This window comes from Falsiroseomonas sp. CW058, from assembly GCF_050563535.1.
In the GTDB taxonomy this organism is placed as follows: Bacteria; Pseudomonadota; Alphaproteobacteria; order Acetobacterales; family Acetobacteraceae; genus Falsiroseomonas.
In genome coordinates this window covers 25,835-39,200 of record NZ_JBNXUO010000011.1, presented here as the reverse complement: position 1 = coordinate 39,200, position 13,366 = coordinate 25,835, and the positions used below count along the sequence as shown (strand labels likewise).

Annotated in this window: 14 protein-coding genes; 5 read left to right on the top strand and 9 right to left on the bottom strand. The window is 74.7% G+C overall.

From position 1 onward, the window contains the following. Positions 1-6: 6 nt before the first annotated feature. From mdh to zapE, 4 genes are all read right to left on the bottom strand, one after another. Positions 7-960: a malate dehydrogenase gene (gene mdh, locus ACK8OX_RS11100; protein WP_430664127.1), complete on the bottom strand. Its 954-nt coding sequence runs from the start codon at positions 958-960 to the stop codon at positions 7-9. A gap of 175 nt (positions 961-1,135) precedes the next feature. Next, the gene (locus ACK8OX_RS11095; RefSeq protein ID WP_430664125.1) at positions 1,136-1,867 is read right to left on the bottom strand and encodes an L-threonylcarbamoyladenylate synthase; all 732 of its coding nucleotides are present in this window, start codon (positions 1,865-1,867) and stop codon (positions 1,136-1,138) included. A 121-nt stretch (positions 1,868-1,988) separates the two neighbouring features. Next, positions 1,989-2,393, bottom strand: coding sequence for a hypothetical protein (locus tag ACK8OX_RS11090; protein WP_430664124.1), 405 nt, complete (start codon positions 2,391-2,393; stop codon positions 1,989-1,991). 297 nt (positions 2,394-2,690) lie between these two features. Next, entirely contained in the window at positions 2,691-3,860 is a 1,170-nt protein-coding gene (gene zapE, locus ACK8OX_RS11085; RefSeq protein WP_430664123.1) for a cell division protein ZapE, read from the bottom strand. Between the two features lie 89 nt (positions 3,861-3,949). Between zapE and ACK8OX_RS11080 the strand changes: the two genes are divergently transcribed. Continuing rightward, a complete protein-coding gene (locus tag ACK8OX_RS11080; RefSeq protein WP_430664122.1) occupies positions 3,950-5,626 on the top strand; it encodes a glycosyltransferase in 1,677 nt (558 codons plus the stop codon). A 39-nt stretch (positions 5,627-5,665) separates the two neighbouring features. On the opposite strand, the gene ACK8OX_RS11075 is transcribed toward ACK8OX_RS11080, so the two are convergent. Then, a complete protein-coding gene (locus tag ACK8OX_RS11075; protein ID WP_430664120.1) occupies positions 5,666-6,205 on the bottom strand; it encodes a hypothetical protein in 540 nt (179 codons plus the stop codon). A gap of 156 nt (positions 6,206-6,361) precedes the next feature. Here ACK8OX_RS11075 and ACK8OX_RS11070 point away from each other — a divergent pair, with 156 nt between their 5' ends. Then, complete coding sequence (locus ACK8OX_RS11070; RefSeq protein ID WP_430664119.1) at positions 6,362-6,811, top strand: hypothetical protein; 450 nt, start codon at positions 6,362-6,364, stop codon at positions 6,809-6,811. A 135-nt stretch (positions 6,812-6,946) separates the two neighbouring features. Here the strand turns inward: ACK8OX_RS11070 and rpsA are convergent, their stop codons facing one another. The 3 genes from rpsA to aroA form a co-directional block, all read right to left on the bottom strand. Beyond that, positions 6,947-8,665 carry a 30S ribosomal protein S1 gene (gene rpsA, locus ACK8OX_RS11065; protein WP_430664118.1) on the bottom strand — a complete coding sequence of 573 codons (1,719 nt, stop codon included), beginning with the start codon at positions 8,663-8,665 and terminating at the stop codon, positions 6,947-6,949. Positions 8,666-8,964: 299 nt separating this feature from the next. After that, entirely contained in the window at positions 8,965-9,630 is a 666-nt protein-coding gene (gene cmk / locus ACK8OX_RS11060; RefSeq protein ID WP_430664116.1) for a (d)CMP kinase, read from the bottom strand. Beyond that, positions 9,627-10,976, bottom strand: coding sequence for a 3-phosphoshikimate 1-carboxyvinyltransferase (gene aroA / locus ACK8OX_RS11055; RefSeq protein WP_430664115.1), 1,350 nt, complete (start codon positions 10,974-10,976; stop codon positions 9,627-9,629). The genes cmk and aroA overlap by 4 nt, the downstream gene beginning before the upstream one ends. 113 nt (positions 10,977-11,089) lie before the next feature. On the opposite strand from aroA, the gene ACK8OX_RS11050 reads away from it, so the two are divergent. The 3 genes from ACK8OX_RS11050 (at position 11,090) to ACK8OX_RS11040 (ending at position 12,504) form a co-directional block, all read left to right on the top strand. Further along, positions 11,090-11,413: a TIGR02300 family protein gene (locus tag ACK8OX_RS11050; RefSeq protein ID WP_430664114.1), complete on the top strand. Its 324-nt coding sequence runs from the start codon at positions 11,090-11,092 to the stop codon at positions 11,411-11,413. 90 nt (positions 11,414-11,503) lie between these two features. Next, positions 11,504-12,184, top strand: coding sequence for an AzlC family ABC transporter permease (locus ACK8OX_RS11045; protein ID WP_430664113.1), 681 nt, complete (start codon positions 11,504-11,506; stop codon positions 12,182-12,184). Continuing rightward, complete coding sequence (locus ACK8OX_RS11040; RefSeq protein ID WP_430664112.1) at positions 12,181-12,504, top strand: hypothetical protein; 324 nt, start codon at positions 12,181-12,183, stop codon at positions 12,502-12,504. The genes ACK8OX_RS11045 and ACK8OX_RS11040 overlap by 4 nt, the downstream gene beginning before the upstream one ends. Here the strand turns inward: ACK8OX_RS11040 and ACK8OX_RS11035 are convergent. Continuing rightward, the gene (locus ACK8OX_RS11035; RefSeq protein WP_430664111.1) at positions 12,494-13,348 is read right to left on the bottom strand and encodes an amidohydrolase family protein; all 855 of its coding nucleotides are present in this window, start codon (positions 13,346-13,348) and stop codon (positions 12,494-12,496) included. The genes ACK8OX_RS11040 and ACK8OX_RS11035 overlap by 11 nt on opposite strands. Positions 13,349-13,366: the final 18 nt, after the last annotated feature.

Below are 13,366 nucleotides of genomic sequence, written 5' to 3'. Positions count from 1 at the left end.
GGAGGCTCAGACGCCGAGCTTCTTGAAGTCCGCGATCAGCTTCTTCACCGCGTCGCAGGACTTGTCGAAGGCGGCCTTCTCCTCGGGCGTGAACTGCACCTCGACGATGCGCTCCACGCCGCCGGCGCCGATCACCACCGGCACGCCGACATAGAAGTCGTCCTGGCCGTACTGGCCGTTGAGCAGCACCGCGCAGGGCAGCACCCGCTTCTTGTCGAGCAGGTAGCTTTCCGCCATCGCGATGGCGGACGCCGCGGGCGCGTAGAAGGCGGAGCCCTTCTCCAGCAGCTTCACGATCTCGCCGCCGCCATTGGCGGTGCGGGCCACGATCGCGTCGATCTTCTCCTGCGTGGTCCAGCCCATCTTCACCAGGTCGGGCACCGGGATGCCGGCCACGGTCGAATAGCGCGTCAGCGGCACCATCGTGTCGCCGTGGCCGCCGAGCACGAAGGCGGTCACGTCCTCCACGCTGACGCCGAACTCCTGCGCGAGGAACAGGCGGAAGCGCGCGCTGTCCAGCACGCCCGCCATGCCGACCACCCGTTCCGGCGGCAGGCCCGACTTCTGCTGCAGCACCCACACCATGACGTCGAGCGGGTTGGTGATGCAGATGACGAAGGCGTTCGGGGCGTAGGTCTTGATGCCTTCCGCCACCTGGCCGATCACGCCGGCGTTCTTGGTCAGCAGGTCGTCGCGCGTCATGCCCGGCATGCGCGGGAAGCCGGCGGTGACGATCACCACGTCGGCGCCCGCGATGGCGGCGTAGTCGCCCGCGCCCACCATGTGGCTGTCGAACCCGTCCACCGGGCCGGACTGCATGATGTCGAGCGCCTTGCCCGCGGCGACGCCCGGGAAGACGTCGAACAGCACGACGTCGCCCAGTTCCTTGAGGCCGATCAGGTGGGCGAGCGTCCCGCCGATGTTGCCGGCGCCGACGAGGGCGATCTTCTTGCGGGCCATGCGCTGTCCTTGACCTTGCGGAGGGGTGGGCGTGTGATGCCGTGGCAGGATTTCAAGGGCGGCGGGCCGCCCGCGCGGGTGATTACTCCCGCGGCGCAGCATCGGCAAGGCGGGGCGCGCCGCCCCGCCCCGCCCGCCGCCGAATGTTCGCGTGATGTTCGGGCCGGCCGGGCGGTCAGGCGTAGGCGCGTTGCGCTTCCCGCAGATGGCCGGACGGCAGCGCATCCAGCCCCGGGTCGGGCGGCAGGTCCACCCCGAAATGGCGCTTCAGGACGTCGCAGATCAGCTCGTAGCAGGCGCCGATGCGGACCACCTCCATCCGGCGGAAGTCGATCATGGTCGAGGACCGGCGGTAGCGGTGGTATTTCGCGAGCCCGTACTCGATCACCAGCTCGGCCGAGGCGCGGATCTCCGGCTGCAGCTCGGCATGGTGGAACTTCGTGCCGGTGCCGGTGAGATTGGCGGATGAGCCGAACAGCGGCTGCCCTTCCTCCGCCGCAAGCCGTGCCATCGCCGCCTCCAGCGGGCCGACATTCATCAGGATGGCAAGCGTGCCGCCTTCCGTGCTCGCGGCCAGCGCCGGCTCGCCCAGCGCGCGCAGCAGCGGGTGGTCGGGCCGGTAGGGCGCGATGGCGGAAACCGGCAGGTCGTAGTCCAGCACCAGCGCGCGGATCATCTCGTCCGTGCGGGCATCGGGGAGGTGGACATCCTCGTGCAGGTCGAGCGTGCCGAGCATGGCGTTGCGCTTGTGCGCGCCGCGCCCCTTGGCACGGAAGAAGCGCGTCAGCGCCGCCTCGCAGCCGCCCGCGCCGGCATAGCCGACCTCGGTCGGGAAGACGACGACGCCGCCCGCCTTCACCACGTCGACCGCGCGGCGCGCATCGCCGCCGATGTCGAGCCTGGACATGGACATCCCTCCGCCTGGACCGGGGCGGAGGGTCGCGCGCCGGGCGCCGGCGCGCAAGTGTTGTCCGGACAAATTCGGCGGCCGCTGCCCCCCGCCATCGGCGGGGGCCGCCGCGGCCGGGTCAGATCGGCATGCAGCGCACGACGTCGTCGTGCCCGCGCGCGAGGGTGGCGAAGGTGCCAGCGGGGCAGCTCTGCTGCGCGTAGTCCACCGGCGGCAGCCCGGCCTGCCAGCCCGCCACGCCGTCGCGCTGGCCGCAGGTGGTGCGGCCGTTGCGGCGCGTGCAGCTCGCCGCCGATTCGCGGGAGATGGTGGCCGCCGCGGCGCCGCGCACGACGAGGCCGGACCGCTGCGTGCGCACATCGCCATGGCGCGCCGTCGCCACCTGCTGGCGCGCGGCGCCACGCACAGGGCCGCGCTGCGCGACAGCGCGCCGCGGTGCCGCCTGGCGCGCGGCCGGCGCGGCCTGGCGCGGGGCTGCGGCATGGCGGTCCGCGGGCTTCGCCGCCGGGTTCGCCTTCGCCACCTGCGATGTCCTGCCGGCCTGTCCTGGACGCTCGTCGCGCCTCGCGGCATCGGCCGCGGCGGGCGCCAGGCAAGCGAACGCAATCAGGGCAAGCAGGATGTTCCGCATGCGTCGAGATCCCCCAATCCTATCAACGGATGCCGCGCCCGGACCGGTGCCGCATCCATTCCCCGCCTCCACTAGACGGAGCAGGGGTGCCCCTGTCAACGACCGATCTTCAGAAACCGGATGAAGTACGGGGTCGCAACCAACTGCGCAGCGTGCGGCGCACGCCCGGCGCAGCGTGCGGCGCGCGCCTCAGGTGAGGTGTTCGAGCGCGAGCCATTCCTGTCCCTGCATCTCGTTCAGCCGGCTCGCCGTGCGTTCGAACATCGCCGCGTTCTCGCCGCGTTCGTACAACTGGTCCGGCACCGCCGCCGCGCTCGCCACCAGCTTCACGCGGTGCTCGTACAGCGCGTCGACCAGCGTGATGAAGCGTCGCGCCTTGTCGAAGTTCTCGGGGCCGAGGCGCGGCACGCCGTCCAGCACCAGCGTGTGGAAATGCGTCGCGATGGCCAGGTAGTCAGCGGGGCCGAGCGGGCGGCCGCACAGCGTGTCGAAGTCGAAGCGCGCGACGCCGCGCGCCGCCTGCGGCACATCGAGCGAACGGCCGAGCAGCGTCAGCCGCGCGGGCTCGCCCGCCGCTTCGCCGGTCAGCTCGGCGAAGGCGCGGTCCAGCGCCCCTTCGGCGCGCATGTCGGCCGGGACGTGCCAGGTCGGCAGCGCGCGGATGCGGTCGCGCCGGTAGTCGCGCGCCGCATCCAGCACCAGCACGTCGAGCCGCCGGTTGATCAGCGCGATGAAGGGCAGGAAGGCGTCGCGCCCGGGCCGCCCCCTGAACAGGTCGTCGGGCGCGGTGTTCGACGTGGCCACCACCACGGTGCCGCGCGCGAACAGCGCCTGGAACAGCCGCCCCAGGATCATCGCATCGGCGATGTCGTGCACCTGGAACTCGTCGAAGCAGAGCAGCGCGGCCTCGGCGGTGATGCTGTCGGCCAGCGGCGGGATCGGGTCCGCGGTGTCGCCGTGCTGCTTCTTCCAGGCGTGGATGCGCGCATGGACCTGCTGCATGAACTGGTGGAAGTGCAGCCGCTTCTTCCGCGGCACCTCGGCGCAGCCGAAGAACAGGTCCATCAGCATCGACTTGCCGCGCCCCACCTCGCCCACGAGGTAGAGGCCCATCGGCGTGCCCGCCGGCGCCTCCTCCGGCGCGACCGGCTTGCGGCGCAGGAAGCGCGCGAAGAAGCCGCCCTGCTCCGGCTCCTCGGGATGCGGGTCGTAGCCGCGGGTGCGGCGCCACAGGTCCTGCAGCACCTCCGCCGCGCGGGCCTGGGCGGGATCGGCCGCGAGCTTCCCGGCCGCGACGCGGGCGCGATAGGCGGGAAGCGGGCCGTCTGCGCCCGGGGCCATGGCAGGGTCGGCGTTCATGGCCGGCGGCGATAGCGCGCGGCGGCCCCCCCGGCAACGGGCCCGGCCCGCGATTGACGCGCCAGCCCCGCCCCATCAGCCTGCGCCGCATGCCTGCCCCCTGCGCCGCGCTGCTCTACGCCCCCGACGGCTACGACACATCCCGCCCGAAGCTGATGGGCCGGCACGCGGCGGGGGAGGGCTTCCTTGCCGGCCTGGTGCGGCATTCGGGCTTCGACCGGCTGGTCGCGCTGACCCGCGGCGACGCCGATGCGGAGGCCTTCCGCCGCCATGCCGCAGCCCTCGGCGCGCGCGTCCCGGCCGAGGCGATCGACGAGGCGGATCTGCAACGCCTGGGCGGGATCGGGTGCCTGCTGCTGCCCGGGCCGGGGCTTGGCCCCTTCGCCTGGCGGCGGCGCCGGCTGGGCGGGGCGGCGGCCTTCTCGCTGGTCGGCGTCACCCACACCGTCGCCTCCGCCGGGGCGATGGACAGCATCGCGGAGGCGCTGACCGCGCCGGTAGAGCCGTGGGACGCGATCGTCTGCACCAGCACCGCCGTGCGCGCCGCGGTGACCCGCCTGCTGGAGGCGGAAGGCGCCTGGCTGCGGCGCCGGCTGGGCGCCACCCGCATCGAGGGGCCGGCGCTGCCGGTCATCCCGCTCGGCGTCGATGCCGCGGCGCTCGCGCCCGATCCGGCGGTGCGGGCGGAATGGCGCGCGAGGCTCGGCATCAGCGAGGGCGACGTCGCGGTGCTGCACCACGGGCGGCTGTCCTTCCACGCCAAGGCGCATCCGCTGCCGATGCTGCTCGGCCTGGCGCGTGCCTGCGCGGCGGCGCCGGGGGGTGCGAAGGTGGTGCTGATCCTGTCGGGCTGGTTCGCCGACGGGACGCAGCGCCGCGCCTTCGCCGAACAGGCCCGCGCCCTTGCGCCCGACCTCGTCATCCGTCTGGTGGAGCGGCCGGAGACCGGCACCACGATCCGCGCCGCGGCCGACATCTTCACCCTGCTGTCGGACAACGTGCAGGAGAGCTTCGGCCTTGCCCCGGTGGAGGCGCTGGCGGCGGGGCTGCCGGTGGTCGGCACCGACTGGGACGGGCTGAAGGACACGGTGGAGCACGGCATCACCGGCTTCCGCGTGCCGACCCTGCTCGCCGGCCCGATGCCGGACCTGGCGGAGCGGCACGAGAGCGGCCAGGACAGCTACGACGCCTTCATCGGCGGCGTCGCGCAGTTCACCGCGGTGGATGTCGCGGCCGCCACGCAGGCCTTCGCCGCGCTGATCGGCGATGCGGCGCTGCGCGCGCGCATGTCCCGCGCCGCGCGGGCGGCGGCGCTGCGGCGCTTCGACTGGGAAGCGGTGATCGGGCTGCACCGGGGGCTCTGGGCCGACCTCGCCGCGCTGCGCCGCGATGCGCGCGGGGAACGCGCGGCGCCGCTGCGGGGGGAGGAACGCGTGCCGCGCCGCCCCGATCCCTCCGTGCTGTTCGCCGACTACCCGACGGGGCGGCTGACGCCGGAGACGCGGCTCGTACTTGCGCCGGGGCTCGGCGATGCGGAAGCCGCGCTCGGCCGCGCGATGGCGGTCGCGGCGCTGACCGGCGGCGCCCCGCGGCGGGACCTGCTGCCGGGGGCGGAGACGTTGCGCGCGATGCTGGAGCAGCTGGAATCCGGGCCCGCCAGCGCGGCGCTGCTGACCGTGGCGCTGCCCCCTGCCCGCGCCTGGCGCGCGCATCGCGCGCTGGGCTGGCTGCTGAAGATCGACGTGGTGCGGGTCAGCGCGGGGTAGCGCCTAGTCTCGCGGAAGCGGGGCCGCCGGAGTGGTCGATCAGCCGCCGGCCCCGGCGGCGTCGCGGATGCGGTCCAGCCGCAGCTCCCCCTTCGCGCCCCAGCCGCGCGTGCCCTCCGGCACCTCCGGGCGGAAGGCCTCGTAGAGGCGGAAGCCGGTGCGGTCGAGCTCCTCCGGCGGCAGCGACCGCGCCAGCGCCTCCATCGCCTCCCTCACCTCGTCGAGCCGCGCGCCGAAGGCACGCGCGACATAGGCGCGCACCGGCGCGGCCGGCGCGGGCCGCCCTTCGGAATCGGCGGCGAGCGTCACGCCCCCCGGCCCCGCCACCACCGGGATCTCGCGGCCGAGCAGATGCAGGCCCCGCGGCGCGGCGGGACGGGGCGGGGAGGCCGGCGCGTGTTCCGGCCTTGCTTCCGCCAGGCCCAGCCGGCGGGCCTTGGCGCGGGCGGCGGTGCCGGCCACGGCGCTGGCCAGGCTGAAGGCGGTGTCGGACGGGTGGCCCAGCCGTTCCGCCACCACCGCAGCCCAGAGGGTCAGCACGGGGGCGCGGTTGACGCGGACGGGTCCGGGGGCGGCCATGGGCCGAGGCTGCCCCCAGGGTGGGGGTCGCGGCAAGCGGCCCGGCGGCCGCGCCGGCCATGCCCCTCATTCGGGAGGGGGATCGAGGCACCACCTCAGGTTGTGCATCACGTCCGCGTGAGGGATAGGAGAGGCTTTCCGGCAGGATCCCGCGCCATGACGACGATCGCCTGGGATGGCACCACTCTGGCGGGCGACCGCCGCGGCAATGCGGGCGGCATGGCCTATGCGCTGACCAAGGTGCGGCGCTGCGCCGATGGCCGGCTGCTCGGCTTCTCGGGCGACATCGGGGTCGGCACGCTGATGCTGGACTGGCTGGACCGCGGCGGGGCGCGCCCGGCTGCGCAGGACAGCGACCGCTGGGCGACCGTGCTGGAGATCGACACCGACGGCACCTGCTGGTGCCATGGCCGCGACGGGCGCTGGCAGGTGGAGCAGCCCTTCTTCGCCATCGGCTCGGGCCGGGACTTCGCGCTGGCGGCCATGTCGCTCGGCCAGGATGCGGCGCGGGCGGTGGAGGTCGCGGCCCGCTTCGACACCGGCACCGGCAACGGCGTGGACGCGCTGGCGCTGCACCCGCGCGCGGAACTGCGCGACGCCGCCTGATGGCGGCCGGGCGACGCGCCTGACGCCGGCGGCGGCATGAAGAAACCCCGCCCCCGTCCGGCGCGGTGCCGGGCGGGGGCGGGGCTGGTCATCCCCGGAGGGTGGCCCGCGGCGCCGGGGCGCCGCGGGGTCGCGTCACTCGTCCGACGTGGACTGGTTGCGGCGGCGGATCGCCGCGCCCAGGATGTCGCCGAGCGAGGCGCCGCTGTCGGAGCTGCCGTATTCCTGCATCGCCTGGCGCTCCTCCTCCACTTCCTTGCCCTTGATGGTCAGGGCGAGGCGGCGGCCGGCGCGGTCCACGGCGGTGATCTTCGCATCGACCTTCTCGCCGACGGCGAACTTGTCGGGGCGCTGGTCCACGCGGTCGCGCGCCAGCTCGGCGCGGCGAATGAAGCCGGTCAGGACCTCGTCCACCTTCACCTCGATGCCGTTCGCCTCGACCTTGGTCACCACGCAGGTCACCACGTCGCCCTTGCGGATGCGGTCCAGCACCTCGGCGGCCGGGTCGGCCTGGAGCTGCTTGATGCCGAGCGAGATGCGCTCCTTCTCGACATCGACGTCCAGCACCTTCGCCTTGACCGTGTCGCCCTTGCGGAAGGAGCCCATCGCCTGCTCCCCCGGGAGGTCCCAGGACAGGTCGGACATGTGCACCATGCCGTCGAGGTCGGGGCCGAGGCCGATGAACAGCCCGAACTCCGTGATGTTGCGGATCTCGCCCTCGATGACGGCGCCCGGCGGGTTGGCCTCGGCGAAGACCTCCCACGGGTTGCCCTGCGCCTGCTTGAGGCCGAGCGAGATGCGGCGCTTCGGGCCGTCCACGTCGAGGATGACGACGTCGACTTCCTGGCTGGTCGCGACGATCTTGCCGGGATGGACGTTCTTCTTCGTCCAGGACATCTCGGAGACGTGCACCAGGCCCTCGACCCCCGGCTCCAGCTCCACGAAGGCGCCGTAGTCGGTGATGTTGGTGACGCGCCCGCTGAAGCGGCCGCCGACCGGGTACTTGACCGCGACGCCGTCCCAGGGATCGGCCATCAGCTGCTTCATGCCGAGGCTGATGCGCTGCGTCTCCGGGTTGAAGCGGATGACCTGCACCTTGACCTGCTGGCCGATGGTCAGCGCCTCGGACGGGTGGTTGATGCGGCGCCAGGCGATGTCGGTGACGTGCAGCAGGCCGTCCACGCCGCCGAGGTCCACGAAGGCGCCGTAGTCGGTGATGTTCTTCACCACGCCGTCGAGCACCATGCCTTCCTTCAGGCCCTGGATCAGCTCGCTGCGCTGTTCGGCGCGCGTCTCCTCCAGCACGGCCCGGCGGGAGACCACGATGTTGCCGCGCGCGCGGTCCATCTTGAGGATCTGGAAGGGCTGCGGGCTGCCCATCAGCGGCGTCACGTCGCGCACCGGGCGGATGTCCACCTGGCTGCCCGGCAGGAAGGCCACCGCGCCGCCGAGGTCGACGGTGAAGCCGCCCTTGACGCGGCCGAAGATCACGCCGTTCACGCGCTGCTGCGCGGTGAAGGACTTCTCGAGGTTGGTCCAGGCCTCCTCGCGCCGCGCCTTCTCGCGCGAGAGCACGATGGAGCCGTCGCGGTCCTCGTAGCGCTCGACGAAGAGCTCGATGACGTCGCCGGGCTTCACTTCCGGCTTCTGGCCCTGCGGGGCGAATTCCTTGAGCGGGACGCGGCCCTCGCTCTTCAGGCCGACATCGACGACGGCGAAGTCGTCATCGAGGCGGATGACCTTGCCCGTGACGACCGAGCCGGCGAAGCCGGTGTTCTCGCCGAGCGTGGCGTCGAGCAGGGCGGCAAAGTCCTCGCCGGCATCCGGCCTCGCGAGGGTGGTGGCGCTTGCCATGTGAGCTGTGTGTTCCTAGGTGCCGCCCCGGGATGGGGCATGCGGGATTGCGCCCCCGCGGGGCTGCCCCCGCAGGCACGACCTGGCCCGATCCCTTCCCCTGAAGCGGATGCGGCCCGAAGCCTGGGGGCGGAGTGACGGCCCGCCGATCCCGGTCCCTGCCCCTGCGGCCTGACGCGATCCGGCGCGGCCTTCCGGCCCCCCGCCCTTCCCGTCTTCCCCTTCCGCAAATGCACGGACACCGCGCCCCGTCGCCGGTTGCGGTTTGGAAGGCCGTTACGCGCGGAGCAGGGATGGAGTCAAGCGGAATCCCGCCCCAGCCGCGCCCGCACCAGCGCCAGCGCCGCCGCGAAGGCTTCCTCGATGCCGAGCGCGGTGGTGTCCAGGATCGCCGCATCCTCCGCCGGCCGCATCGGCGCCGCGCTGCGCCCGGCATCCTGCGCGTCGCGCGCGCGCAGCTCCGCCTCGACCTGCGCGGGGTCGGCGGCGACGCCGCGGCCGCGCAGCTCCTCGAAGCGGCGCCGCGCCCGCGCATCGGCCGAGGCGGTGACGAAGATCTTCACCTCGGCGTCGGGGAAGACCACCGTGCCGATGTCCCGCCCGTCCATCACCGCGCCGTGCCGCCGCCCGAAGTCGCGTTGCCAGTCGAGCAGCGCGGCGCGCACCGCCGGGATCGCCGCCACGGCGGATGCCGCCATGTCCGGCGCCGGGCCGCGCAGGTCGCGGCGGTCGAGGTCGGCGGGCAGCAGCGCCCGCGCCTCGGCTTCCGCCACCGCCGCGTCGCGCGGGTCGGCGCCGCGGTCCAGCACCCGCCGCCCGACGGCGCGGTAGAGCAGCCCGGTGTCGAGATAGGGCAACGCCAGCGCGGCCGCGAGCCGCCGCGCCAGCGTGCCCTTGCCCGCCGCGGCCGGCCCGTCCACCGCGATGATGAGCGGCGCGGCCGCCCCCCCGCCCGCGCCCGTCACGGCGCGCGCAGCGCCTCGGCCCCCGCCAGCCGGTTCATCAGCGCCGGGAAGCCGGGGAAGGAAGTCTCGATGAAGGCGCTGTCGTCCACCCGCACCGCGGCGCGGGAAGCGAGGCCGAGCACCAGCGCGCTCATCGCGATGCGGTGGTCCATGTGGGTCTCCACCAGGCCGCCGCCGGCGGGCTGGCCGCCCGCGCCATGCACCACCAGGTCGTCGCCCTCGATCTCCACCCGCACGCCGTTGGCGGCCAGCAGCGCGGCGGTGGCGGCCAGGCGGTCGCTCTCCTTCACGCGCAGTTCCTTCAGCCCGCGCATGCGCGTGACCCCGCGCGCCGCCGCGGCGGCCACCGCGAGGACGGGGTATTCGTCGATCATCGAAGGCGCGCGCGCGGCCGGCACCTCGATGCCCGTGAGCGACGAGGCGCGCACCACCAGGTCCGCCACCGGCTCGCCGCCCTCGACGCGCCGGTTCGCCTCCACGATGTCGGCGCCCATCTCGGCCAGCGTCGCGAACAGCCCGGCCCGCAGGGGGTTCATCCCCACGCCGCGGATGGTCACCTCCGAGCCCGGGACCAGCAGGGCGGCGACCGCCGGGAAGGCGGCGGAGGAGGGATCGCCCGGCACAACCACCGGCGCCGCCACCAGTTCCGGCTGGCCGGCAAGCTCGATGGCCACGCCGTCGCCTTCCGGCGTCACGCCGACGGTCGCGCCGAAATGGCGCAGCATGTTCTCGGTGTGGTCGCGCGTCGCCTCCGGCTCGATCACGCGGGTGGTGCCGCGGGCGCAGAGCCCGGCCAGCAGGCAGGCCGACTTCACCTGCGCCGAGGGCACCGGCACGCGGTAGTCGAGCGGCAGCGGGTCCGCCGCACCCTCCACCGCCAGCGGCAGCCGCCCGCCTTCGCGGGTGGCGAAGCGCGCGCCGGTGGCGGAGAGCGGTTCGGTCACGCGGCGCATCGGGCGCTTTCGCAGGCTGGCGTCGCCGGTCATCACCGCGAAGATCGGGTGCCCGGCCAGCAGCCCGCAGAGCAGCCGCGCGGCAGTGCCGGAATTGCCCATGTCCAGCACGTCCGCCGGCTCCACCAGCCCGCCGATGCCGCGCCCCGCCACCAGCCAGGTGCCGCCGCCGAGGTCCTGCACCTGCGCGCCGAGCGCGCGCATGGCGGCCGCGGTCCGCAGCACGTCCTCGCCTTCCAGCAGGCCGCTGATCGTGGTGGTGCCCACGGCGAGCGCGCCGAACATCAGCGCGCGGTGGGAGATCGACTTGTCGCCCGGCACCGTCACCTCGCCCGACAGCGGGTTCGGCGGCGCGGAGGCGGCCAGGGGGCGTGTCGCGGCGGCGTGATCCATGCCTGCGCGTTTGACATGGGGGGCGCGAAGTGGCAATCGCGCGGACCCCCTTTCGCCCTGCGGCGCGGAACCCCTTCGCGCGGCCGGGGCTCGACACGAGGCACCCCGTTTCCATGGCGAAGCCCGAACTCGGTTTGAAGCGCGTCTGCGTCGCCTGCAGCACCAAGTTCTACGACCTGACGCGCGCCCCGGCCGTGTGCCCCAAATGCGGCACCGAGCAGCCGGCGGAGCAGCCGCGCCTGAAGCGCGCCGCCCCGCCGCCCGACGACCGGGTGAAGAAGCGCGCCGTCCCGGCCGAGGCGGATGCCGACGCCGATGTGGAGGTCGAGGAGGCCGAGGGCGACGAGGCGATCGAGGACGCCGAGGAGCTGGAGGACGCGGACGAGACGCTCGACGCCGAGATCGAGGTCGAGAGCGACCGCGAGGAGGAGACCTGATCCCCGCCCCCTTCCCCGCCCCGCGGGGAAGGATCGTGGCGTCGCCGCCGGGGGGCTGACCTCCGGCGTGGCCGGCGCCACCATGCCGGCGTGCTGACCGCCCACCCCCTCCGCGCCGGCGCCATCGAGGCGCTCGGCGCGCCGGCCCTGGCCATGGGCGCCACCTTCCTCGCCTTCGGCGCGGCGGTCGCCGAGGCCGGGTTGCCGCTGGCCTGGGCGCTGCTCTGCTCGGCCACCGTCTACGGCATGGCGGGGCAGCTGGTGCTGCTGCAGCTTGCCGCACTGCCTGCCGCGCCGGTGCTGCCGGCCGTGGTGGCCGCCACCGCGGCCAATGCGCGCTTCCTGCCGATGTCGGTCGCCATCGCCCCGCTGCTGGGAAGCGGGTGGCGGCGGCTGCTGGCGCTGCCCTTCATCGCCATCACCCCCTGGGCGGCAGGCATGCGCCGGTTGCCGGCGCTGCCGGAAGGCGCGCGGCTCGGCTGGTTCCTGGGCTTCGCGCTGGCGTCCTGGGGCGGGGCGCTGGCGGCCACCGCCTTCGGCCACCTCGCGGCGCCGCTGCTGCCGCCTGGACTGCGGGCGGCGCTGCTCTTCGCCAACCCGCTCTATTTCGCGCTGCTGCTGGCGGCCGATCTCGGCCGGCCGGGGGTGCGGGGGGCGGTGGTCGGCGGCGCCGCCGCCGCGCCGCTCGCCCTGCCGCTCGGCCCGGCCTGGGGGCTGCTGGCAGCGGGGATCGTCGGGGGCACGGTGGCCTTCCTGGCGGGGCGGCGATGAGTGGGGCGGATCTCGCGCTCGCGCTCACCGTGGCGCTGGGGCTCGGGCTGCGCGGGGCGGGGCTGCTGCTGGGCGGCGCGCTGCGGCCGGACCATCCCTTCATCGCCTGGGCGGCGGCGGTGTCGGTCGCGACGCTGTCGGCCTTCGTGGTGCTGGCCATCGCCATGCCGGCGGGGCTGCTGGCCACCGTGCCCTGGCCGGCGCGGCTGGCCGGGCTCGCGGCCGGCGGTCTCGGCTGGCTGGCCTTCCGGGGGGCGCTGCTGCCCGCGATGCTGGCGGGGCTGGCCGGACTGCTGCTGGCGCGGCTCGCTACGGGGTGAAGCGGTAGAGCCGGGCGGGGTTGTCCACCAGGATGGCGCGGCGCGTCGCCTCCTCCGGCACCCAGTCCGCCAGCGCGTCGAGCAGCGCGGCGTCGTCCGGCACCGTCTCGGCATTGGGGTGGGGCCAGTTGGTGCCCCAGACGCAACGCTCCGGCGCCAGCGCCACCAGCGCGCGCGCCAGCGGCGCCACCGCGAAGGGGTCGCGCTGGTCGAGCGCATAGGGCGAGGACAGCTTCACCCAGCCGCGCCCGGCCTGCATCAGCCCCGCCACAACGCGCCAGGCAGGGTGCGCGTCCCACCCCCGCAGCGGCAGGCGCGCGAAGTGGTCGAACACCACGTCGCAGGGGATGTCGCGGAGCGTATCGGCGAGGGAGGCGAGAAGGTCCGGCGCGGCATAGAGCTGCAGGTGCCACCCTGCCTCCGCCAGCCGGCGCGCCAGCGGCGCGACATCGGCGGGGCCGAGCGGGATGCCCTGCACCAGGTTGGCGCGGGCGCCGACCACGCCGGCCTCCCCCATCGCGCGCAGCGTCGCGGCCGGCGCGTCGGGCGGCACCACCGCCACCATCCGCGCCCGCGCCGGCCCGGCTTCCCGCAGCGCCGCCAGGTGCAGGGCGTTGTCGAAGCCGTAGGTGGAGGGCTGCACCAGCACATGCCGCCCCACGCCGAGCCGCGCGAGCAGCCGGGCATGGTCGGCCAGCGTCGCCGCCGGGTGCGGCCGCGTGCCCGGCGCCACCGGCGCGGCGGCGTCGTAGACATGATGGTGGCAGTCCACCGCCCCCGGCGGCACCGTGATGCGCGGCCGGTCCGTGCCGGCGGTGAAGGGGATGGTCCGTGGCGCGTCCATGGGCGATAGGTTACGCCA